General features: G+C 72.2%; 18 protein-coding genes. 14 read left to right on the top strand and 4 right to left on the bottom strand.

Going from position 1 to position 22,636, the window contains the following annotated elements:
- Nucleotides 1–28 precede the first annotated feature (28 nt).
- From ACFZBD_RS08890 to solA, 3 genes are all read right to left on the bottom strand, one after another.
- A complete protein-coding gene (locus ACFZBD_RS08890) occupies nucleotides 29–1,165 on the bottom strand; it encodes an FAD-dependent oxidoreductase (RefSeq protein WP_391137859.1) in 1,137 nt (378 codons plus the stop codon).
- The gene (locus tag ACFZBD_RS08885; RefSeq protein WP_391137856.1) at nucleotides 1,162–2,409 is read right to left on the bottom strand and encodes a Glu/Leu/Phe/Val dehydrogenase dimerization domain-containing protein; all 1,248 of its coding nucleotides are present in this window, start codon (nucleotides 2,407–2,409) and stop codon (nucleotides 1,162–1,164) included. Before ACFZBD_RS08885 ends, ACFZBD_RS08890 begins: the two co-directional genes overlap by 4 nt.
- A gap of 75 nt (nucleotides 2,410–2,484) precedes the next feature.
- Nucleotides 2,485–3,666 carry an N-methyl-L-tryptophan oxidase gene (solA, locus tag ACFZBD_RS08880; RefSeq protein ID WP_391137853.1) on the bottom strand — a complete coding sequence of 394 codons (1,182 nt, stop codon included), beginning with the start codon at nucleotides 3,664–3,666 and terminating at the stop codon, nucleotides 2,485–2,487.
- A 430-nt stretch (nucleotides 3,667–4,096) separates the two neighbouring features.
- On the opposite strand from solA, the gene ACFZBD_RS08875 reads away from it, so the two are divergent.
- The 14 genes from ACFZBD_RS08875 (at nucleotide 4,097) to ACFZBD_RS08810 (ending at nucleotide 20,732) form a co-directional block, all read left to right on the top strand.
- On the top strand, nucleotides 4,097–6,190 hold the full coding sequence (locus tag ACFZBD_RS08875; RefSeq protein WP_391137850.1) for an acetate--CoA ligase family protein: 2,094 nt from the start codon (nucleotides 4,097–4,099) through the stop codon (nucleotides 6,188–6,190).
- Nucleotides 6,187–6,993, top strand: coding sequence for an SDR family oxidoreductase (locus ACFZBD_RS08870; protein ID WP_391137846.1), 807 nt, complete (start codon nucleotides 6,187–6,189; stop codon nucleotides 6,991–6,993). Before ACFZBD_RS08875 ends, ACFZBD_RS08870 begins: the two co-directional genes overlap by 4 nt.
- Nucleotides 6,990–8,588 (top strand): 5-guanidino-2-oxopentanoate decarboxylase, encoded by a 1,599-nt coding sequence (locus ACFZBD_RS08865; RefSeq protein ID WP_391137843.1) that lies wholly within the window; start codon nucleotides 6,990–6,992, stop codon nucleotides 8,586–8,588. Before ACFZBD_RS08870 ends, ACFZBD_RS08865 begins: the two co-directional genes overlap by 4 nt.
- A gap of 62 nt (nucleotides 8,589–8,650) precedes the next feature.
- Nucleotides 8,651–9,808 carry an acyl-CoA dehydrogenase family protein gene (locus tag ACFZBD_RS08860; RefSeq protein ID WP_391137840.1) on the top strand — a complete coding sequence of 386 codons (1,158 nt, stop codon included), beginning with the start codon at nucleotides 8,651–8,653 and terminating at the stop codon, nucleotides 9,806–9,808.
- An 85-nt stretch (nucleotides 9,809–9,893) separates the two neighbouring features.
- Complete coding sequence (locus ACFZBD_RS08855; protein ID WP_391137837.1) at nucleotides 9,894–10,982, top strand: S-(hydroxymethyl)mycothiol dehydrogenase; 1,089 nt, start codon at nucleotides 9,894–9,896, stop codon at nucleotides 10,980–10,982.
- Nucleotides 10,982–11,611, top strand: a complete 630-nt coding sequence (locus tag ACFZBD_RS08850; protein ID WP_391137835.1) for an MBL fold metallo-hydrolase — start codon at nucleotides 10,982–10,984, stop codon at nucleotides 11,609–11,611. Before ACFZBD_RS08855 ends, ACFZBD_RS08850 begins: the two co-directional genes overlap by 1 nt.
- A gap of 244 nt (nucleotides 11,612–11,855) precedes the next feature.
- Complete coding sequence (locus ACFZBD_RS08845) at nucleotides 11,856–12,269, top strand: hypothetical protein (RefSeq protein WP_391137832.1); 414 nt, start codon at nucleotides 11,856–11,858, stop codon at nucleotides 12,267–12,269.
- 5 nt (nucleotides 12,270–12,274) lie between these two features.
- Nucleotides 12,275–12,634 (top strand): hypothetical protein, encoded by a 360-nt coding sequence (locus ACFZBD_RS08840; RefSeq protein ID WP_391137829.1) that lies wholly within the window; start codon nucleotides 12,275–12,277, stop codon nucleotides 12,632–12,634.
- The gene (locus tag ACFZBD_RS08835) at nucleotides 12,631–13,587 is read left to right on the top strand and encodes a cyclase family protein (RefSeq protein ID WP_391137826.1); all 957 of its coding nucleotides are present in this window, start codon (nucleotides 12,631–12,633) and stop codon (nucleotides 13,585–13,587) included. The genes ACFZBD_RS08840 and ACFZBD_RS08835 overlap by 4 nt, the downstream gene beginning before the upstream one ends.
- Before the next feature lie 145 nt (nucleotides 13,588–13,732).
- Nucleotides 13,733–15,313: a GMC oxidoreductase gene (locus ACFZBD_RS08830; RefSeq protein ID WP_391137823.1), complete on the top strand. Its 1,581-nt coding sequence runs from the start codon at nucleotides 13,733–13,735 to the stop codon at nucleotides 15,311–15,313.
- Between the two features lie 168 nt (nucleotides 15,314–15,481).
- Entirely contained in the window at nucleotides 15,482–16,321 is an 840-nt protein-coding gene (locus ACFZBD_RS08825) for a glucose 1-dehydrogenase (protein ID WP_391137820.1), read from the top strand.
- Nucleotides 16,322–16,363: 42 nt separating this feature from the next.
- Nucleotides 16,364–17,839 carry a cytochrome ubiquinol oxidase subunit I gene (locus ACFZBD_RS08820; protein ID WP_391137818.1) on the top strand — a complete coding sequence of 492 codons (1,476 nt, stop codon included), beginning with the start codon at nucleotides 16,364–16,366 and terminating at the stop codon, nucleotides 17,837–17,839.
- Entirely contained in the window at nucleotides 17,836–18,894 is a 1,059-nt protein-coding gene (locus ACFZBD_RS08815; protein ID WP_391137815.1) for a cytochrome d ubiquinol oxidase subunit II, read from the top strand. The genes ACFZBD_RS08820 and ACFZBD_RS08815 overlap by 4 nt, the downstream gene beginning before the upstream one ends.
- A gap of 59 nt (nucleotides 18,895–18,953) precedes the next feature.
- Nucleotides 18,954–20,732: a cation:proton antiporter gene (locus ACFZBD_RS08810; protein ID WP_391137812.1), complete on the top strand. Its 1,779-nt coding sequence runs from the start codon at nucleotides 18,954–18,956 to the stop codon at nucleotides 20,730–20,732.
- A gap of 22 nt (nucleotides 20,733–20,754) precedes the next feature.
- Here the strand turns inward: ACFZBD_RS08810 and ACFZBD_RS08805 are convergent, their stop codons facing one another.
- Nucleotides 20,755–22,602, bottom strand: a complete 1,848-nt coding sequence (locus ACFZBD_RS08805; RefSeq protein WP_391137809.1) for a glycoside hydrolase family 15 protein — start codon at nucleotides 22,600–22,602, stop codon at nucleotides 20,755–20,757.
- Between the last annotated feature and the right edge of the window lie 34 nt (nucleotides 22,603–22,636).

Raw genomic sequence — 22,636 nt, 5'->3', positions numbered from 1 at the left:
CACCCTACCCGCCGTACTGACTGCCATGTCAGGACGCCGGCCGGGTGGCGCGCGGTCCCGGGAGGTGGGCGGCCAGCCGGAACGGGGCGGGTGTCCCACCGGCTCCCGTGACCAGGTCGGCGGCCAGTTCGCCGATGAGCGGGGCGAACTTCGCGCCGTGTCCCGAACATGGGGAGCAGACCACGAACGGCCCGGACCGGTCGAGGAGGAAGTCCTCGCTCGGGGTGAAGGTGAACAGACAGGTGGTCTCGCCCCGCGGAGCCGGGTCGAGGCCGGGCAGCCACTCCCGTACGTAGTCCACGACCCGGGCCCGGGCCGCCTCGGAGACCACCCCGTCGCGGTCCTCGGCGGTGGTCCGGCGGCCCGCGTAGTGCTCGCCGATCTTCCGGTCGTCGCCCGGGCCGCCGTCCCGGCCTCCCGCGAGGTGGTAGATCCCGCCCCCGTGCTCGTGGAGCACGCTCGGCCAGGCGGCCGCGGCCGGGTCGAGCCGGCGGAAGTGGAACGTCTCCTGCTGGGTGACGGTCAGCGGCGGCAGCGCGAGGTGCCCGTCGAGCAGTCCCGCGGTCCATCCCCCGGCGGCGACGACCACGGTCCCGGCGCGTACGTCGCCGCCGTCCGCGAGCAGGACACGGGCCCCGTCGGCCTCCGGGACCAGCGCGGTCACGGCGGCCTCGTGACGGATCACGGCTCCGCGCCGGACGGCCCCCTCGGTGAACGCGGCGACCGCCGCGGCGGCGTCGACCGTGCCGCCCTGCGCGTGGTGGACGACGGGCCCCTCGAAGCGCATGCCGGGCCAGCGTCCTTCCGCCTCCCGGGCGTCGAGCACCTCGTGCGGCACCCCGGCGTCGGCGAGGCGCCCGGCCACCGATTCCGCGTAGGCCCGCTTGCCGAAGTCCACGCTGCCGAGCAGCCGCAGCAGCGGGGTGCCGGCGTCGAGCTCCAGTTCCCGCCAGAGCTCGAAGGCCCGTCCGGTCAACTCCGTGTAGAGGGCGTCCTCGTAGCCCCGCCGTACGATGCGCGCGCTGCCGTGCGAGCTGCCCCGGGCGTGCCCCGGGCGGAACCGCTCCAGCAGCAGGACGGAGAGGCCGCGGCGGGCGGCGGCCCACGCGGTGGCCGCTCCCATGAGCCCGCCGCCGACCACGACGACATCGGTGCGCTCGGTCACGGACGGCTCCCTTCCCGACGGGCGGCGGCGTGGGCCCCGGGCCCGCCGAACCTCTCTTCGATGGCGGCGAGTCTGCGGTCGACCACCACGAGCGCGGCCTCGCGGGGCGTGATGCCGAGGTTCTCGGCGCGGACGAGCATGTCCGAGGTCAGGCGCCGCATCGCATCCCGCACCTTGCGTTCCGCCTCGGTCGCGTCCGCGCCGATGTCGCCGAACAGGGTCCACCACCACCAGGCGTTGGTGGCGGAGTTGGCGACAAAGTCGGGCAGCACCAGGACGCCGCGCGCGTGCAGGGCGGCCTCGGCCTCCGGCAGGACCGGCATGTTCGCCGCCTCGGCGATCACCCGCGCCGTGATCCGCGCCTGGTCCCGGGGATGGACGCAGTAGGAGACCGCGGCCGGGACGAGGACCTCGCACTCGACGTCGAGCCAGGTGTCACCGTCCGCCTCGGTGTCGCCGGGGCGCAGCCGGGACCGGTCGATGCCGCCCAGGGCGTCACGGGTGCGCAGCAGCTCTTCGACGTCCAACCCGTCGGGGTTGGCGACCACGCCGAGCGCGTCGACGAGGGCGACCACGCGCACACCGGCGCGGGCGAGGTAGCGGGCGGTGGCTCCGCCCATGGAGCCGAAGCCCTGGACCACCGCGCGGGCCGACGTGCGGGGGATCCCGAGCCGGTCGAGGGCGGTGAGCGCGGACTCGGCGACGCCGAGCCCGCCGACGAGGTCGGGGAGGGGGATGCCGTCCACGTCGACGGCGAACGCGTCGGCGAGCCGTCTGCGGGCCCCGGCGGGGTCCTCCAGCAGCGGATAGACCGCCTCGACGGAGCTCTCCACGCCGAGGCCGGCGAGGACCCGGTCCAGGGTGTCCTGCCGCAGTCCGAGGTCCTCACCGGTGGTCCAGTGATGCTTGAGCAGGGCCCCCACGGCTTCCAGGAACCGACCGAGCACGGCGTCGGCCGCCGGGTCGTGCGGGCTGCAGTCGATGCCGCCCTTCGCGCCGCCGAGGGGGATGTAGCGGTTGCCGGGGTCGTAGTGGAGGGCTTCCTTACGGGTCATCCCGGCGGCCAGGCCGCGGACCTCGTCGAGGGTGCAGCCCTCGCGCATCCGCAGGCCGCCGCTGGCCACGCCCCGGACCAGCCGGTCGATGACGACGTACCCCTTGCGGCCGGTGACCGGGTCGGTCCAGGTCACCTCCAGATGGGGCGGGGACGTGGTGCGGGAGGGGTGCGGGGAGGTCGTTGTCATGGCTTCCGTCCTTCACGGGCACCCGCCGGGCGGCGCGTGCGTACTTCGGGGCAGGTGCGGGACGCGGTCCGGCGGTCAGGTCATCCAGTTGACCGGGTGGCCCCGGTCGGTGAGGGCGGGCCGGTCAAGCCGGAAGGCGCTGTACGGCTCGGTGCCCGCGAGCGCGGGGTCGGCGACGAGCTCGGACAGCATCCGGCCGATGGTCGGGGCGAACTTGAAGGCGTGTGCGGCGCCGAGGCCGACCAGGACGCGTTCCGCGCCCGGAACCGGTCCGAGTACGAAGTCGCGGTCCGGGGTCAGGGTGTAGAGGCAGCGCTTGGAGCGCACGGGCCGGCCGCTGCCGGGGAACCGCTCACGCATGAAGCCGGACAGTTCGGCGAGCATGGCGGGGTCGGTGAGGCCGGAGCGCCGGTCCGGCGTCACCTCGGGGCCGCCGCAGTCCCGCCCTGCCTTGACGGTGGCTTCCCCGTAGCAGGGGAAGCCGTAGTACGAGGGGTCGTCGAGCCAGATCCAGACGGGGAAGGCCTCCGGGCCGAAGCGGGCGGGGGACTCCGGCGCGAAGTAGGTGACCTGCTCCTCCAGGGTGGTGAGGGGGATCCCCCACCCGAGCGGTCCCAGCAGGGTGTTGGCCCAGGCGTCGGTGCACAGGACGACGTGCCCGGCGCCGAATCCGCCCCGGTCCGTCTCCACCTCGACGCCCCTCGCTCCCTGGCGGACCGCGGTGACCGTCGTCCGGTCGAGCAGCCGGGCGCCCGCCTGCGTGGCCAGTTCCTGCATGGTGGCGGTCGAATGGGCCGCCGGGACGATCGAGGTGCGGTCCTGGAAGAGGCCGGTCGTGCCGTCGGGAACGGAGATCTGCGGCCAACGGGCCCGGATGTCGTCGGTGCCGAGCAGGTCGTATCCGATGCCCTCGGCCGAGAGGCTGTCCCGGTAGTCGTCGAGAGGAATGGCCGAGCCCTCGGGGCACAGGTCGAGGCCGCCGGTCCGTGTGACGAACGTCCGGCCCGCACTCCGTTCCAGATGGGCCCAGTCCGCGTAGGCGTCCTTGGTCAGGCGCACGTAGTCGGGACGGTGGTAGCTGTGGCGCAGGATGCGTGACGTGTCGTGCGACGCGCCGCGGTCGTGCCCCAGCTCGAACTGTTCGATCCCGAGCACCCGGTGCCCCGCCGCGGCGAGGTGCCAGGCGGCGGCGGACCCGAGCCCGCCCAGGCCGACGACGACGACGTCGTACGGCTCGGTTCCGGGGTGGACGTTCATGGATGGGCCTCCCGGCGGATGGGCCTTGCGGCGGGGATCCCGTCCTCCGTCCCGGCCGGCGGGCAGGGGCGCCGGGGCGTACGGAGGCGACGGGAAGGAGGAGGGAGCCGACCTCGGCAGTCGGGTCTCGGCGTCCGGCAGGGAACGGCCCTGGGAACGCCCTGCGGGGAGCTGCTGCTGAACGACGATGCAGGAGCGGCTTCGGGGCTGTCAAGGCTCCCGGACGCCCTGTCCGCCCTCCCGGCGGAGTCGGCCGCGACTTACTTTCTTCGACTGACGCATCAGTCAGTAAAAGTGCTTCGAAAGCATTGACAAAGCCCGCTGTCCCGCCACAGGGTTCTCGTGATTCCAACTGTTCGGCGAGTCAGTAAGACGCTCTCCGGACCCACGTTCCCCGCCCGCCTCGTCACCCTGAGGGGATGCCGGACACATGACTGCCACCCCGACCCCCCGCGGCACCCGCGACGACGGCCTCGCCGTCTTCCGCGACCCCGCTTCGGTAGCCGTCGTCGGCGCCTCCGCCGACCCGGCGAAATGGGGCCACTGGCTGGCCCGGGGCGCCCTCGACGGCACCCACCGCCGGGCGGTCCACCTCGTCACCCGCAGCGGCGGCGAGATCCTCGGCCACCCCTGCGCCACCTCGCTGCGCGAACTCCCCGACGTCCCCGACCTGGTCGCCTTCTGCGTACCGGCCGCCGAAGTCCCCGCGGTCGTCGACGAAGCGCTCGCTCTCGGCGTGCGCGGCCTGCTCGGCATCACCGCCGGCGTCCCCGACGCCCCCGCACTCGCCGCCCGCGTCACCGCGGCCGGCGCCCGGCTGATCGGACCCGGCAGCCTCGGCCTGTTCGACTCCTCCTCCTCCCTGCGGATCGCCTGGGGCGACTTCGCCCCCGGCCCCCTCGCCGTCATCTCCCAGAGCGGCCAGGTCGGCAGCGAGCTCGCCCTCCTCGCCCGCCGCGCCGGCCTCGGCATCTCCCGCTTCGTCTCCGTCGGCGCCCAGCTCGACGTCACCACGGCCGACCTCCTCCAGGACCTCGCCGACCACGAGGCCACCCGCGCGGTCGCCCTCTACGTCGAGGGCTTCGAGGACGGAGGACGGATCTTCGAGGCGGTACGGGTCCTGCGTGCCGCCGGAAAACCCGTCCTCCTGCTCTCCGTCGGGACCAGCGAGGCCGGTGCCCGCGCCGCCCGCTCCCACACCAGCGCCCTCACCTCCCCGGCCGAACTCGTCGACGCCGTCTGCCGGGCCGCCGGAGCCCTGCGCCTCGCCACCCCGGCCGAACTCGTCGACGTCGCCGCCTGCCTGCTCTCCGGCCCCCGCCCACGAGGGACCCGGATCGCGATCGTCAGCGACAGCGGCGGCCAGGGAGCCATCGCCGCCGACCGGGCCACCGCCCGCGGCCTGGACGTCCCCGAACTGAGCCACCCCACCACCGTCGGCCTCGGCGCCCTGCTCCCGGGCGGGGCGGCCACCGCCAACCCCGTCGACCTCGCCGGGGGCGGCGAACGGAACCTCGACACCTACCACCACGTCGTCGAACGCCTGCTCCGCTCCGAAGAGATCGACGGCGTGCTCCTGTCCGGCTACTTCGGCCGCTACGGAGTCGACACCCCCAAGCTCGCCGAAGCGGAACGACGCGTCGCGGACGCACTCGCCCGCGCCGCCCGGGACCACGACCGCCCCCTCGTCGTCCACACCATGGGCCCCGACGGCGCCACCGCTCACGCCCTGCGCGAAGCCGGCGTCCCCGTCTTCCCCACCGTCGACGCGGCCGTCGACGCCCTCGCCGGAGCGGCCGCCCTCCGCGCGGCTCCGCCCCCGCCCGTCCCCCTCACCGTCCCGGCCCCTGCCGGAACGGCCGCCCCCGGCTACTGGCCCGCACGCACCCTCCTCGCCGGCCACGGCCTCGCCTTCCCCCGAGGACGCGAGGTCCACGACGCCGACGGCACGGCCGCAGCCGCAAGGGAACTCCACGCCCCCTACGTCCTCAAAGCAGGCTGGCTGGAACACAAGAGCGAGCAGGGCGGCGTGCACGTCGGCCTGCCGGACCCGGCCGCCGCCGCCGACGCCTTCACCGCCATGCGCGCCCGGCTCGGCCCCGGACCCTACGTCCTCGAAGAACAGGACACCCGCCCGCACGTGGTCGAACTCCTCATCGGCGCACGCCGCGACCCCCGCCTCGGCCCCCTCGTCACCGTCGGAGCCGGAGGCACCCGCACCGAACTCCACCGCGACACCGTCACCGAACGCGCCCCCGTCGACCTCGACCGCGCGCACACGATGCTCCGCGCCCTGCGCTGCGCCCCCCTCCTCGACGGCTGGCGCGGCGCCCCCGCCGTCGACACCGGCGCCGCGGCCCAGGCCGTCGTGGCGGTGTCGCAGCTCATCGCCGCGCTTCCCACCGCCGGCACCGAGGTCGAGATCAACCCCCTGCGCGTCGGCCCCGTCGGAGCCCTCGCCGTCGACGCGCTCGTCCTCACCCACCCGGACGGCCCCGCCCCCGCGACCCAGGGAGAGTCATGAACCACTACGTACAACCCGACGAGTTCGCCGGTCGCACCGCCGTGGTCACCGGCGGAGGCTCGGGCATCGGCCGGGCCGTCGCCCGCCGCTGGGCCGCCGGAGGCGGCCACGTCACCGTCGTCGGCCGGCGCGCGGACCCCCTGCGCGAGACCGTCGCGCTCATCGAGGCCGCGGGCGGCAGCGCCGACGCCGTCACCTGCGACGTCCGCGACGCCGCCGCCGTGGACACCGCCGTCGACGGCGTCGCCGAGCGGCACGGCCGGCTCGACGTCCTCGTCAACAACGCCGCCGGCAACTTCGTCCTTCCCGGCGAGGAACTCTCCCCGAACGGCTGGAAGGCCGTCATCGACATCGTCCTCAACGGAACCTTCCACTGCACTCGTGCCGCCGCCCGCCACATGCTGCCCCAGGGCAGCGGCGCCGTCCTCAACGTCATCGCCAGCTACGCCTGGCACGGCCACCCCGGCACCGTGCACAGCGCCGCCGCCAAGGCCGGAGTCCTCGCCATGACCCGCACCCTCGCCGTCGAATGGGCCCCCCGGGGCGTCCGCCTCAACTGCATCGCCCCCGGACCCACCGAGACCGAAGGCGCCTCGGCCGCCCTCTGGCCGACCGACACCGCCCGCGAACGGGTCCTCGCCAGCGTCCCCGCCGCCCGCTTCACCACACCCGAGGAGGTCGCGGAGTCGGCCGCCTTCCTGATCGGCGACCGGGCCGCGTACGTCACCGGTGACGTCCTCGTCGTGGACGGCGGCCAGTGGCTCGGCAAGTCGGTCTACGCCACCGAGCCGAGCGGCGCATGACCGCCGTCACCGGAGGGGAAGCCCTCGTCCACGCCCTCGACCTGCACGGCGCCCGCACCGTCTTCGGTATCCCCGGCACCCACAACCTGCCGGTCTACGCCGCCCTGGCACGCCACGGCATCCGGCACGTCACCCCCCGCCACGAGCAGGGCGGCGCCTTCGCCGCCGACGGCTGGGCCCGGGTGACCGGTCGACCCGGCGTCTGCCTCACCACCACCGGCCCCGCCGTTCTCAACGCCGCCTCCGCCGCCGCCCAGTCCTACTCGGACTCCATCCCCGTCCTGCTCGTCTCTCCCGGCCTCCCGCTCCGCCACCCCGGCCGCGGCAACGGACACCTCCACGAGGTCAAGGACCAGCGAGCCGCACTCGACGCCGTGGTCGCCTACAGCCACCGCGTCACCAGCGTCGAGGAGATCCCCCTCGCCGTCGCCCAGGCGTACGCGGCGATGGCCACCGGCCGCCCCCGCCCCGTCCACCTGGAGATCCCCCTCGACCTGCTCGACGAGCGGGCCCCCGCCCCCGTCGTACCACCCGTCCCCGTACCCCCCGCCGTCCCCGGAACGGAACAGGCGACGGCCGCCGCCCACGTCCTCGGAACCGCCCTGCGCCCCGTCATCCTCGCGGGCGGCGGCTGCGCCGGCGCCGCACCCGAGCTCCGCGAACTCGCCGAACGCCTCGGAGCACCGGTCGTGACCACCGCCAACGGCAAGGGCACCCTCGACGACGACCACCCCCTCGCGATCGGCGCCGGCCTCCACCACGAGGCCGTCCGCACCCTCGTCGCCGAAGCCGACGCCGTGCTCGCCGTCGGCACCGAACTCGCCCCCAGCGATCTGTGGAACGGGCCCTTCGACATCCGTGGCGCCCTGGTCCGCGTCGACATCGACGCGCAGAGCGCCGTCACCAACGCCCGACCCGACGTCATCGTGCTCGGCGACGCCGCCCTCGCCCTGCGCGCCCTCGCCGACCGGCTGCCGCCCGGCCCGCCGGCAGACGCGGACCCCGCCCACGCCCGGGCCGCCGCCACCCGGGCCGCGTTCACCGCCCAGGCCCGCGCCGAAGGAGCCGGTCACCTCGGCCTCACCGCCCGGCTCGCCACCGCGCTCGGCCGCGACGGCCACCTCGCCGGCGACTCCGCCATGGCCTGCTACTACGGCGCCTTGTCCAATCTCCCCGCCCACCGCCCCCGCTCGTTCCTCTACCCCAGCGGCCTCGGCACCCTGGGCTACGGCCTGCCCGCCGCCATCGGCGCGAAGCTCGCCCGCCCCGACGCACCCGTCATCGCCCTGCACGGCGACGGGGGGATCATGTTCACCGTCCAAGAACTCGCCGCCGCCGCCCAGTTGCGGCTGCCCCTGCCCGTCGTCGTCTCCGACAACGGCGGCTACGGCGAGATCCGCAACGAGATGGCCGACCGTGCCGACCCCGTCCACGCCGTCGACCTGCCCCGGCCCGACTTCGCCGCGATCGCCACCGGAATGGGCTGCCACGGGGTGCGCGCCGACACCCCCGACGAACTCGGCCCCCTGCTGGAGGCCGCCCTCCACAGTGACCGGCCCACCCTCATCCACCTCATCGAGGACACCGGCCGCTGAAACCCGGCACCCCTCGCGAGCCCCCGGGACCCCCGCCCCAGCCTCACCACCGGAGGAAGACCATGAACGCCCTCACCGAACCCTGGCCGCTCACCGACGAACAGCGGGCGGTCGTCGCACTCTGCCGCGACTTCGCCGCCAAGGAGATCCGTCCCCGCGGCCGCGAGGTCGACGAGGCCGACGTCGTCACTCCCGTCGACATCTGGCGCAAGGCCGCCGACGTCGGCATCACCGACTTCATGCTCCCCGCCGAGGTCGGCGGCGGCGGGTTCACCGACGTGTTCACCCAGTGCCTCGTCCAGGAGGAGCTGTGCTTCGGCGACCCCGGCATCGGCAACCTCGTGTGCTCCAACGGCTTCTTCGCCGACCCCGTCCTCGAACTCGGCACCGACGCGCAGAAGGAACGCTGGCTCCGGCCGCTCACCGGCCCCGACGCGCCGATGACGGCCCTGGCCACCACCGAACCCGGAGCCGGTTCCGACGCCGCGTCCATCACGACCACCGCCCGGCGCTCGGACGGGGGCTATGTGCTCGACGGCCAGAAGGCATGGATCTCCAACGCCGGCGCCGCCCGCCAGTACGTCGTCTTCGCCAAGACCGACCCCTCCCTGCGGTCCCGGGGAGTCACCGCTTTCCTGCTGGACGCGGAGACCGAGGGCCTCACCTTCGGCGAGCCCATGCGCAAGATGGGCCAGCGTGCCATCGTCTGCCGTGAGCTCTATCTGACCGGCGTGTTCGTCCCGGAGGAGAACCGCCTCGGGGACGAAGGCCAGGGCTTCCACGGCCTGATGCGCACCTTCGACATCTCCCGCATCGTGCTCGGCGCCGCCGCCGTCGGTGCCGCCCGCGCCGCGTACGAGTACGCCCGCGACTACGCCCGCACCCGCATCCAGTTCGACAAACCGATCATCGAGCACCAGGCCGTCGCCTTCCGGCTCGCCGACATGGCGAACCGCATCGAGGGCGCCCGGCTGATGGTCCTGCGGGCCGCCCGGGCCGCCGACCAGGGTGCGGACATCACCGGCCTGGCCGCTATGGCGAAGCTCACCGCGTCCACCGCCGCCATGTTCTGCACCTGGGCCGCCGTCCAGACCCTTGGCGGCTGGGGCTACTCCCGCGAGTACCCGGTCGAGCAGTGGATGCGGGACGCCAAGCTGGAGGAGATCGAGGAGGGCACCTCGGACATCATGCGCATCGTGATCGCGCGCCACCTCCCCTGACCGCCCGGGCGGCCGACAACGGTCGAGCCCGCGGACCGAACGAACCGACCAACCACCGAACAGCAGCGACGAGAAGGGCCGAGCGATGGCACAGCAGGTACAAGGCGTGGTGGCCAGGGGCAAGGGGGAGCCCGTACGGGTGGAGACGATCGTCGTTCCCGATCCGGGTCCGGGTGAGGCCGTGGTGAAGGTCCAGGCCTGCGGGGTCTGTCACACCGACCTGCATTACAAGCAGGGTGGCATCAGCGAGGACTATCCCTTCCTTCTCGGTCATGAGGCCGCGGGTGTCGTCGAGTCGGTCGGTGCGGGTGTCTCCGACGTGGCTCCGGGCGATTTCGTGATCCTGAACTGGCGTGCGGTGTGCGGGGCGTGCCGGGCTTGTCTGCGGGGGCGTCCGCAGTACTGCTTCGACACGCACAACGCGCGGCAGAAGATGACGCTGCTCGCCGGTGGGGCCGAGCTCTCCCCGGCTCTGGGTATCGGTGCCTTCGCCGAGAAGACTCTCGTCGCGGCGGGTCAGTGCACGAAGGTCGACCCTTCCGTGGCTCCGGCGGTCGCCGGTCTGTTGGGTTGTGGTGTCATGGCCGGTGTCGGCGCGGCGATCAACACCGGGAACGTCGGCCGCGGCGACAGTGTCGCGGTCATCGGTTGCGGTGGTGTGGGGGATGCGGCGATCGTCGGCTCCCGCCTCGCCGGTGCGGCGCGGATCATCGCCGTCGACATCGACGACCGGAAGCTGCAGACGGCCCGTTCCATGGGCGCCACCCACACGGTCAACTCCCGTTCCACCGACCCGGTCGAGGCGGTGCGCGAACTGACCGGCGGTTTCGGCGCCGATGTCGTCATCGAGGCCGTCGGCCATCCGGAGACGTACAGGCAGGCGTTCTACGCCCGCGATCTGGCCGGCACCGTCGTCCTGGTGGGTGTGCCCACCCCTGAGATGCGCCTGGACCTCCCGCTCCTGGACGTCTTCGGCCGCGGCGGTGCGCTGAAGTCCTCCTGGTACGGCGACTGCCTGCCCTCCCGGGACTTCCCGATGCTGATCGACCTGCACCAGCAGGGCCGCATCGACCTCGGCGCGTTCGTCACCGAGACCATCGGCCTGGGCGATGTGGAGAAGGCGTTCGCCCGCATGCACGAGGGCGACGTCCTGCGCTCGGTGGTGGTGTTCTGATGGCCACCCGCATCGACCACCTGGTCACCTCCGGCACCTTCTCGCTCGACGGCGGCACCTGGGACGTCGACAACAACGTCTGGATCGTCGGCGACGACACCGAGGCCATCGTCATCGACGCCGCCCACGACGCCACCGCCATCCTCGCCGCCCTCGACGGCCGTACCCTCCGCGCCATCGTCTGCACCCACGCGCACAACGACCACATCGACGCCGCCCCGGCCCTCGCCGCCGCCACCGGCGCCCGCATCCTGCTCCACCCCGACGACCAGCCCCTGTGGAAGCAGACCCACCCGGATCGGAAGCCCGACGGGGAACTCGCCGACGGAGACGTCCTGGAGGTGGCAGGTACGGGGCTGACAGTCCTGCACACCCCGGGGCACGCTCCCGGAGCGGTCTGTCTGTACGCCCCCGACCTGGCCACCGTCTTCACCGGCGACACCCTCTTCCAGGGCGGACCCGGCGCCACCGGCCGGTCCTTCTCCCACTTCCCGACGATCGTGAACTCGATCCGGGAGAGGCTGCTGACGCTGCCTCCGGAGACATCGGTCCTCACCGGCCACGGCGAATCCACGACGATCGGCCGCGAGGCGTCCCACCTGGCCGGATGGTCCGAGGGCAGGCAGTGACCCCACAGGGGGTCCATACGAGGGAACGCACAGGTCAGAGGCGTATGTGGGGGGACGCCATGGTGCGCACGGCTCGAGTGCGCGTGACCACCATGGAGGCCGTGCCGCGGGCTCCATGACGGATCGACGAGGCCGTGTGGGGCGTCGATGTGCGCCGTGGAACGCGAGGGCTCAGATTGGATGTATCCGACTCGTTGTACGGAAACGTCGACGGGCAGCCCGGAACGACAGGGAGGAACCTGTCATGACGACCCATGTGCGGGAATCCGGTTCGAGAAAGACGGCGCACGGCAGCGGCTGGCTCGTCTTCGCCGCCGTCATGATGATCTTCACCGGCATCATGACACTGCTCGCGGGCATCTCAGCCCTCGCCAAGGACGACGTCTTCATCGCCACCAACGACTACGTCTACAAGCTCAATCTCACCGGCTGGGGCTGGATCCACCTCATCCTGGGCATCGTGATCGCGCTCGCCGGTTTCGCCCTGTTCAAGGGCGCCACCTGGGCCCGGGTCGTCGGCGTGGGGCTTGCCGGTCTCAGCATGATCGCGAACTTCATGTGGCTTCCCTACACACCGTGGTGGGCGCTGCTCTTCATCGCGATCGACGCCTTCGTCATCTGGGCCCTGTGCGTGGCCCCCGGGCCGCGGAGCGACTGACGTCCGTGGCCTCGGCGTCCGCGGCCGACGGGACAGCCACGGTGCCGCAGCCGGACCTGATGCTCGTCATCGGCGTCGCCGGGTCGGGCGTGGAGCACACCGTCGTGCACGGAGCGTCTCCCGCCCCGCTCAGCCCGACAGGCGGGCAGTGGCGGTTGACCCGCGGTGAACAGAGCGCCGTCGTCGTCCAACTGGGCGGAGCCCTGCGCGACTACGAGGTGGGCGGCCGCCCCGTGCTCGACGGGTTCCCCGCAGGCTCCGCCCTCACGGGCGGGCGGGGTCAGCTGCTCGTCCCCTGGCCGAACCGGGAACCGGGCGCCACGCACGTGCTCCGGTGGGGCCTCAGCCCCTGGGGCGGACCGTGAAGCGGCCCCGAGAGTTCTCGGCCGCGCCCCGGGTGACCGCGGACGGGTTCCGGGCGCTCTTCGAGCGGCTGCGGCGCGAGGCGGCGCGGTCGGCGGGGGAGGGACGCCGTGGCGCCCTGTGCCATGTGACGCCCGAGCGGGTGCTGGCGGCCGTCGCGGAAGTCCGACTCGGGCGCACGGTGTCGCTGGCCGCCCCGATCGAGACCGAACCGGGCCCCGACGACCCCGAGCCCGCGGTGCACCGGATGACCGGCCCCGCCCCGGGCGATCTCGGCGCGGCCGGCGTGCACTTCGCCACCGACCGCTTCGCCATGAACGTGCACGGCGACGCGGACAGCCACCTCGACGCCCTCTGCCACGTCGTGTACGACGCGGAACTGTACGGCGGGATGCCGGCGAGCGGCCCGACCGCCGAGGATGCCGCCCGAGCGCTCTCCGTGGACCTGGTCGCCGACGGCATCGTCGGCCGGGGCGTGCTGCTGGACATCCCCCGGCTGCGCGGCGTGCGCTGGTTGGAACCCGGCGACCACGTGACACCGGACGACCTCACGGCCGCCGAGGCGGCGCAGGGGGTCCGGGTCGGACCGGGGGATCTTCTCTTCGTCCGTGTGGGTCACCGCCTGCGCCGTACGGAGCGCGGCCCCTGGCATTCGGCGACCGCTCGGGCCGGTCTGCACCCGACCGCCCTGGAGTTCCTGGCCGAGCGGAAGGTGGCGGTGCTGGGCGGGGACGGCAACAACGACACCGCACCCAGCGCCGTGGCGGGCGTCGACTTCCCCGTACACGTCCTGGCCGTGCGTGCCATGGGCATCCATCTGCTGGACTGGCTGCGGTTCGAGGACCTGGCGGCGCTCTGCGCGCGCACGGGCCGCTGGAGTTTCCTCTGCGTGATCGCCCCCCTCCGGCTGCCCGGAGCCACCGGCTCGCCCGTGAACCCCCTCGCGCTGCTGTGATCGGGGAGCGCCGGACGGTGACCACCTCCGGTCGCCGTGCAGACGGAAGGCGGATACGTTCGAACGGGTGGACCGCTCGGCACCGCGCAGCGGGAGACAGGGCGCGGCGCCTGGTCGGCCCCATGAGCACAAGGCGGTGGTCGTCGTGGGCGACGCTCCTCACTACGATGTCATCATCATCGGCACCGGCGCCGGCGGCGGAACCCTCGCCCATCGGCTCGCCCCCTCCGGCAAGCGCGTACTCCTCGTCGAGCGCGGGGACCACCTGCCGCGTGAGCGGGACAACTGGGATTCGACGGCCGTGTTCGTCAAGGCGAAGTACCGGGCGCCGGAGTTCTGGATCGACCGGGACGGGGCCGAGTTCCCGCCCGAGGTCAACTACTACGTCGGGGGCAACACCAAGTTCTACGGAGCGGCCCTGTTCCGGCTCCGGCCCGAGGACTTCGGCGACATCCGGCACCACGGCGGCATCTCTCCCGCCTGGCCGATCCGGTACGAGGACCTGGAGCCGTACTACACCCAGGCCGAGCACCTCTACCTCGTCCACGGCCGCCACGGCGAGGATCCCGGCGAAGGCCCGGTGAGCGCGCAGTACGCCCACCCGCCGGTCGAGCACGAGCCGCGCATCCAGCAGCTGAGCGACGACCTCGAGAAGCGTGGTCTGCACCCGTTCCACCTGCCGATCGGGGTCGACCTCACACAGCGGAACGGGGGTGGGGCCACCCATTCCAGCGTCTGCATCCGCTGCGACCGGGTGGACGGCTTTCCTTGTCTGGTGCGCGGCAAGTCCGACGCCGAAGTGATCTGTGTCGAGCCGGCCCTGGAACACCCCACCGTCGACATGGTCACCCGCACCCAGGTGGTCCGTCTGGAGACCGATGCGCGGGGACGCAGTGTCAGCGCGGTCGTCGGCCGGCTCCCCGACGGCTCGGAGGTCCGGTTCACGGCGGACGTCGTCGTCGTCTCCTGCGGAGCGGTCAACTCCGCGGTACTGCTGCTGGCCTCCGCGAACGAGCACCACCCCCACGGTCTCGCGAACAGCTCCGACGTGGTCGGCCGCTACTACATGCGCCACAACAACCTGGCGCTGATGGCCATCTCGAAGGAACCCAACGACACCCGGTTCCAGAAGACCCTCGCGCTCAACGACTGGTACCGCGGAGCGGACGACTGGGACTACCCGCTGGGCGGCGTCCAGATGCTGGGCAAGTCGGACGCCGAGCAGATCCACGGCGAGGCCCCCCGGTGGGCCGGCGCGGTCACGCCCGACATGCCGTTCGAGGTCCTGGCCCATCATGCCGTCGACTTCTGGCTGTGCGGGGAGGACCTGCCGCTGCCGGACAACCGGGTCACCCTCGACCGGGATTCCCGCATCCACCTCGCCCTCGACGAGAGGAACAACGTCGAAGGCCTGAAGCGTCTGAGGCACAAGCTGCAGGGCATGCTCGGCCATCTCGGCATGCACGAGCACCACCTGCTGTCCCGCAGCCTCTACCTGCACAAGGGCATGCCGATCGGCGCGACGGCCCACCAGGCCGGCACCGTACGCTTCGGCGACGACCCCGCCGCCTCCGCTCTGGACGTCAACTGCAAGGCCCACGACCTGGACAACCTGTACGTCGTCGACACGAGCTTCTTCCCGAGCATCGGAGCCGTGAACCCGTCCTTGACGGCCATCGCCAACGCCCTGCGGGTCGGCGACCACCTCCTGGAACGGCTGAGCTGAGGACCCCCGGCCCGCTGCGGGGCCACGGCCTGTTGGTCCGATCGGACGAAGATGCCCGGCCCGGCGGCCCCACGGCCGTGTGCCGGAGACCCCGCCCGCCGGGGCCGTGATTGCGTGGCTCCGCAGCCGGGCGGACCGGAGCCGCGCAGCGAGGAGGGGCACGACGACATGGACTCCACCGGGGAAGCACCGCGGGACGTGATCCCGCGGGATCTGCTGAAGGGCCAGAAGGCCCTGGTCACCGGCGCCAACTCGGGCATCGGCAAGGCCACCGCCCTCGGTTTGGGCCGGGCCGGCGCGGATGTCGTCGTGAACTACGTGGCGGGCCGTGACGCCGCCGAGGAAGTGGTCCGGGAGATCACCTCGTACGGGGTGCGCGCGGCGGCCTACGAAGCGGACGTGTCACAGGAGGACCAGGTCACCGCCATGGTGGACCGGATGGTCCAGGAGTTCGGGACGATCGACATCATGGTCGCCAACGCCGGTCTGCAGCGGGACGCCCGGTTCACCGACATGACGCTGGCGCAGTGGCAGAAGGTCATCGACGTCAACCTCACGGGCCAGTTCCTCTGCGCCAGGGAGGCGACCAAGGAGTTCCGGCGCCGCGGAGTCGTCCCCGAGGTGTCCCGCGCGGCAGGGAAGATCATCTGCATGAGCTCGGTGCACCAGCTCATTCCCTGGGCGGGCCACGTCAACTACGCCTCCTCCAAGGGCGGCGTCCAGATGATGATGCAGACCCTTGCCCAGGAGCTCGCACCGGAGAAGATCCGGGTGAACGCCGTCGCCCCCGGGGCGATCAGGACGCCGATCAACCGCGAGGCCTGGGAGACCCCGGAAGCCCGGGCCGACCTGCTGAAGCTGATTCCGTACGACCGGATCGGCGACCCTGAGGACATCGCGCACGCGGTGGTCGCGCTCGCCTCGGATCTCACGGACTACGTGGTGGGGACCACCCTGTACGTGGACGGCGGCATGACGCTCTTCCCGGGCTTCGCCACCGGCGGCTGACCCTCTCCCGGCCCCTCACGACCACGAACGGCGAAGGCGCGCATGTCCCCCTCGCTCCACCTGCTGGCGGAGGCCCCGGCCCAACTCCTGCCGGCCCGGGAACTCATGGCCTTCACGCTGGCGTCCCACATCATCCTGGTGCCCCTGGGCGTGGCCTTCCCCTTCATCACCCTGGTCATGCACTACCGCGGCCTGCGCCGCGATGACGCCGACGCGCTGCTCCTGGCGCGGCGCTGGTCGGCCGTCATGGCGGTGCAGTTCGCCCTCGGCATCGTCACCGGCACGGTGCTCTCCTTCGAGTTCGGCCTGCTCTGGCCCGGTCTGATGGGCCGGTGGGGAGACGTCTTCGGAATCGGATTCGGTGTCGAGGCCTGGGCGTTCTTCCTGGAGGCGGTGCTCATCGCCATCTACCTGTACGGATGGCGGCGGCTGAGGCCCCGCACGCACTTCCTGCTCGGGCTGCCGCTCCCGGCCGCCGCCCTGCTCGGGGCGTTCGGCATCCTGGCCGCCAACTCGTGGATGAACACGCCGCAGGGCTTCTCTCTCGACTCCGAGGGCAACCCGGTCGACGTGAACGTCTGGAAGGCGATCTTCACGCCGATGTTCGGGCCGCAGTACTGGCACTTCGTCGTCGCGATGGTCATCACCGCGGGCTTCATGGTGGCCGGTGTCTACGCCGTGGGCTGGCTGCGCGGCCGCCGGGACCGGTATCACCGCCTCGGTTTCGCCGTCCCGTTCACCATCGCCGCCGTGGCCACTCCGGTGCAGTTCGTCCTCGGCGATGCCATCGCCCGGTCGGTGTTCCACAAGCAACCGGTGAAGTTCGCCGCGATGGAGATCGTCTGGAAGACCGACACCCGTGTGCCGGAGTACCTCTTCGGGCGCTTGAACGAGGACGGCTCCGTCTCGGGCGGTATCAAGATCCCGCTGCTCGACTCGGTCCTGGCCGGATTCAGCCCGAACACCGAGGTGCGAGGACTGACCTCGGTCCCGGCGGATCAGCGTCCCACCGCCACGCAGGCGACCATCGCCCATTGGGCCTTCGACATCATGGTCCTCATCGGGTCCGCTCTCGTGCTGCTCGCCCTCTGGTACGGACTGATCTGGCTGCGGCACCGCCGGCTGCCCGCCTCGAAGTGGTTCTACCGCTCCGCGGCCTGTGCGGGCGTCGCCTCCGTCGTGGCCGTCGAATGCGGCTGGATCGCCACCGAGGTGGGACGCCAGCCCTGGATCGTCTACCAGAACATGCGGGTCGCCGAGGCGGTGACGTCGACCCGCTCCACCACCCTCTGGATCATGCTCGGGGTGGTGATGGTGGTGTACGTGTTCCTCTTCGGCTCGTTCCTCGTCGTGCTGCTCAGGATGCGCACCCGCTGGCGGCTCGCCGACGAGCAGCGGGCCGCGGGAGGTACGGCCCACGCACCGGAGGCGGACAGCCCTTACGGGCCCCGGGCGCCCGTCCCCGCGGGTGACTCCGCCGGCGGCGGAGCCGCTCGTACCGAGGACGGCCGCCCATGACCGCGGACCTCATCGCCGTGACGCTTCTGCTGGCCGTGGCCGCGTACGCCTGTGCGGGCGGCACGGACTACGGAGCCGGTTTCTGGGACCTGACGGCGGGGGGCGCGGAACGCGGCAAGCGCCCCCGGTGGCTCATCGACCAGGCCATGGCCCCCGTGTGGGAGGTCAACAACGTCTGGCTGATCTTCGTCCTCGTCATCATGTGGACCGGCTTCCCCACCTTTTTCCAGACCGTCTTCTCCGCGCTGTGGCTCCCGCTGGCCCTGGCCGCCGTCGGCCTGGTCCTGCGAGGCGCCGGCTTCGCGTTCCGCAAACCCTCCCGGCGGCTCGTCGACCGACGGCTGTACGGCGCGGTGTTCGCCGTGGCCTCCGTCGTCACGCCGTTCTTCCTCGGTTCCGCCGTCGGCGGGATCGCGTCGGGCCGGGTGGCGCGGGGCACCGAGGCCGCGGCGGACGCCTGGGCGAACCCCACCTCCCTGATGTTCGGGCTCCTCGCCATCGCCACCACGGCCTTCCTCGGCGCGGTCTTCCTCACGGGGGACGCCCGCCGGTACGACGCGCCCGAACTGGTCGGCTACTTCCGCGCGCGGGCATGGGGCAGTCTCGCCGCGGTCGCCCTCCTGGCGCTGATCACCGGGTTCGTCACCCATGAGGACGCTCCCCACGTGTGGCACGGACTCACCCACGGTCTCGGGCTGTTCTTCGTCGTCGCCGCCGGGGCCGCCACCCTCGCGACAGCCCTGCTGCTGCCGCGGACGCCGGGCATGTGGGTGCGCCTCACGGCGGTCGGAGTCGTCGCGTCCGCCGTCCTCGCCTGGGGGATGGCCCAGCGCCCCTACCTCATCCCCACCTCGCTCACCGTGGCCGACGCCGCGGGCGCGCCCTCCACCCTGACATGGCTGGCGATCGTCACGCTGGTGGCCCTCGTCGTCATCGTGCCGGCCGTCGTCCTCCTCTACTGGCTGGACACCCACGGCGAGCTGGAAGAGCTCACGGACGCCGAGCTACGAGGAGGAGGCGGGGCGGACGGCGGGGGTGCGGCCCCCGGCGGCTGACCGCCCAGGCTCCCGCTGGACCACCCCCTCGTGCCCGGACTCCGACGAAGGAAGCCGCTGTGACCGACGACGAGATCCTCCTCGGACTCGCCCTGACGGTGGTGCTCGCCACCGGTTCGCAGATCCTGGCGAGCAAGCTGCGCGTCCCGGCCCTGATCATCCTGCTTCCGGTGGGTTTCGCCGCCGGCGCGATGACGGACGTCATCCACCCGGACAGGCTGCTGGGGCCGGACTTCTCGGCCCTGGTGTCGCTGTCCGTCGCGGTGATCCTCTACGACGCCGGCCTGGGACTCGACCTGCGCAAACTCGCCCACCACACCCGGGGAATCGTGGGCAGGCTGCTCGCGTACGGCCTGGTGCTGACGTTTCTCGTCACCGGGGCGGTGGCACCGGCGATGTTCGACATGCCCCTGCGCGTGGCCGCGATGCTCGGCATGATCCTCGTCGTCTCGGGACCCACGGTCGTGGGGCCGATCCTCGACTTCGTGCGGCCGAGCGACAAGGTGCGACGCATCCTCATCTGGGAGGGGACGCTGACCGACCCGATCGGTGCCATCCTCGGCGCCCTCACCTTCCACGCGGTCGCCTCCTCGCACCAGATCGACATCGGCCGGGGCTACCAACTGGGCCAGTTCGCCCTCAGCCTCGCCTTCGGGCTGGTGGGCGGCGTCGTGGGCACGGCGCTGCTGTGGTTCACCCTGCGTACCCTGCGACTCGGCGAGACGCTCGGGACGCTGGCCCAACTCGCCATCGTGATCGGGGTGTCGGCGGTCTGCGACATCGTGCGGGACGACACGGGGCTCATCGCCGCCATCGTGGCGGGACTCGCCGTCTCCAACATCCGCGGCTTCGACATGCCCGCGCGCAGGCCCTTCCTGGAGACGCTGGTCCAACTGATCATCGGACTGCTGTTCATCTCCATCTCCTCCACGGTCACCCCGGCGTCGCTGGTGCCGGTGCTCCTGCCCGCGCTCGGCCTGATCGGGATCCTCGTCCTGGTGGTGCGGCCGCTCGTGGCCTTCGCCGCCGCGGCGCGTACGGATCTGTCACGCGGCGAGCGGGCCTTCGTCGGATGGATGGACCCCCGCGGCATCGTCGCGGCGGCGACGGCGTCGGCCTTCTCCGGCGGTCTGGCCGAGCGGGGGGTGACCGGGGCGGCGAAGATCCTCCCCGTGACCTTCCTGGTGATCGTGGGAACCGTCGTGCTGTACGCCCTGACGGCGGCGCCGGTGGCCAGACGGCTGGGCGTCGTCAAGGCGGAGGGCACGCGCCTGCTCCTGGTGGGGGGCGAACCCTGGGTGGTCGACCTGGGGAGGGCCTTGCGGTCCGCCGGCCTCGACGTCCTGATGTGGGCGGGACGCGACGAGGAACGGGAGGAGATCCGGAGGGCGGGCCTCGAACTGGCCCAAGGCGATCTGCTGGCCACGGGCATCAACCCCGGGGCGCGCCTGGAGGGCGTGTCAGCGGTGTTCCTGGCCACCGACGACGACGACTTCAACGCGCTCGCCTCCATCGTGATGCAGGGCAACGTCGAGGGTCCCGTCTACCGGGTGGGGCCGCCGCACGACGGCCACGGCGTGGTCGCTCCGTACACCGGCGGTGACATCCTCTTCGGCTCCCACCTCGTCCGTCACGTCCTGGCGGAGCGCTACGAGCGCGGTGCCCGATTCGTCGTGCAGCCCGCCTCCGCCCCGCTGCCCCCGGAGCACGACACGCTCTTCGTGGTGCGGGCCGGCCACCGCCTGGAGCCGGTCACCGGGAGGCAGCAACGGGCCGTCCCACGGGGAGGCGACACCGTCGTCCTCCTCGGTTCCGTCCCCACGGACTCCGGGCAGTGACCTTGCCACGCACTCCACGCGGTCACGTCCCGCCGCTGCGCGCTTCCTTGAGCTTCGCGTCCAGGGTGATCGCCGCGTCGATCAGGGCCAGGTGCGTGAAGGCCTGCGGGAAATTGCCCAGCTGCCGTCCGGTCAGGGCGATCTCCTCGGAGTACAGGCCCAGGTGGTTGGCGTAGGTGAGCATCTTCTCCAGCACCAGCCTGGCCTGATCCGTGCGACCGGCCCGCGCCAGGGCGTCGACGTACATGAACGTGCACAGCGAGAAGGTTCCCTCGGAACCGCGCAGTCCGTCCGGTGACGCCTCGGGGTTGTAGCGGTAGACCAGGCTGTCGCTGACCAGTTCGCGATCCATCGCGGCCAGGGTGGACGTCCACATCGGGTCGTCGGGCGTGATGAACCCCACCGTCGGCATGCGCAGCAGCGACGAGTCGAGCACGTCGTTGCCGTAGTGCTGGACGAAGGCCTGCTTGTGGGGGTCCCATCCGCGGCTGAGCACCTGGTCGTAGAGCTTGTCGCGCTCGGCCGCCCAGCGGCCGTGGGCGGCCGGCCGCCCGTCGTCGTACGCGATCCGCAGGGCGCGGTCGAAGGCGACCCAGGACATCACGCGGCCGTAGGTGAAGTCCTTCCGGCCGCCGCGGGTCTCCCACAGTCCTTCTCCGGGCTGGTCCCAGTGGTCGACCAGCCAGTCGAGAAGGGTGTGCAGCGCGGTCCATCCCCTGGTGTCGAGGTGGATGCCGTGCTGGTGCGCGAAGTAGATGCTGTCCAGAGCCTCGCCGTAGATGTCCAGTTGCAGCTGGGTCGCCGCCCCGTTGCCGATGCGGACCGGGGCGGAGCCGCAGTATCCCTCCCAGTGCTCCAGGGTCTCCTCCACCATGTCGGACGAACCGTCCACGCGGTACATGATGTTCAGCGGCCCGGTGCCGTCGTCCCCGCCGGCTTCCGCCTTGACCCGGTCGTGCAGCCAGCCGATGAACGCCGTGGCCTCTTCCTTGAACCCCAGGCCCAGCAAGGCGTACACGGAGAACGAGGCGTCACGGATCCAGGTGAAGCGGTAGTCCCAGTTGCGCTCACCGCCGAGCTGCTCCGGCAGGGCCGTCGTGGGGGCGGCGACCAGGGCGCCGGTCGGCGCGTAGGTCATGAGCTTGAGGGTGACGGCTGAGCGCTCGACCGCCTCGCGCCACCGGCCCGAATAGGTGGACTGACCGAGCCACGACCGCCAGAAACGGACCGTTTCGGCGAAGAGCTCCTCGAACTCCGAGACCCGGACCTCCTGGGGCGGACCCGCGGGTGAGGACTCCATGATCAGGCCGCGCTGCTCTCCCGCCCGCAGGGGCAGGGTGAAACGGAGGTCCTTGTCGCCGGAGAGGATGTTCAGGAGCCGCTCGTCCTCCGGTTCACGGACGGCGTGGACGGCGATGTCCATGTCCTCCGAGGTGAACAGGGCCCCGTGCTCCGTGAGGTGCAGCTCGTGCGGTTTGCGGCCGTAGTCGAAGCGCGGAGCGATCTCGCCCTCGAAGGTCAGGCTGCCGCGCACACAGCGCAGCATGCGGACCAGCCGGTGCCGTGGCGTCGCCGTCGTCCCGGTCACCGGCATGAAGTCGACAACCTCGCCCGTGCCGGCCTCGGTCATGAAGCGCGTCACCAGGACGGCGGTGTCCGGGTGGTAGAGCTGCTTGGTGGTGTAGGTCTCCGCGGCCGGCTTGACGGTGAAGTGGCCGCCCTTCCGCCGGTCGAGCAGAGCGCCGAAGACGCTGGGGGAGTCGAAGCGCGGACAGCAGAACCAGTCGATCGTCGCATCGGTCGTCACGAGGGCCGCGGTCTGCAGATCACCGATCAGGCCGTGGTTCTCGATCAGGGTGTATTCGTCCATGACACGCCCCTTTTCGTCCCCGGTCGACAAGCCT

Origin of the sequence: Streptomyces sp. NPDC008121 (assembly GCF_042957155.1) — a bacterium.
Taxonomy (GTDB): domain Bacteria; phylum Actinomycetota; class Actinomycetes; order Streptomycetales; family Streptomycetaceae; genus Streptomyces.
The sequence above is the reverse complement of the archived record's forward strand: the minus strand, read 5'-3'. Positions and strand labels throughout refer to the sequence as shown.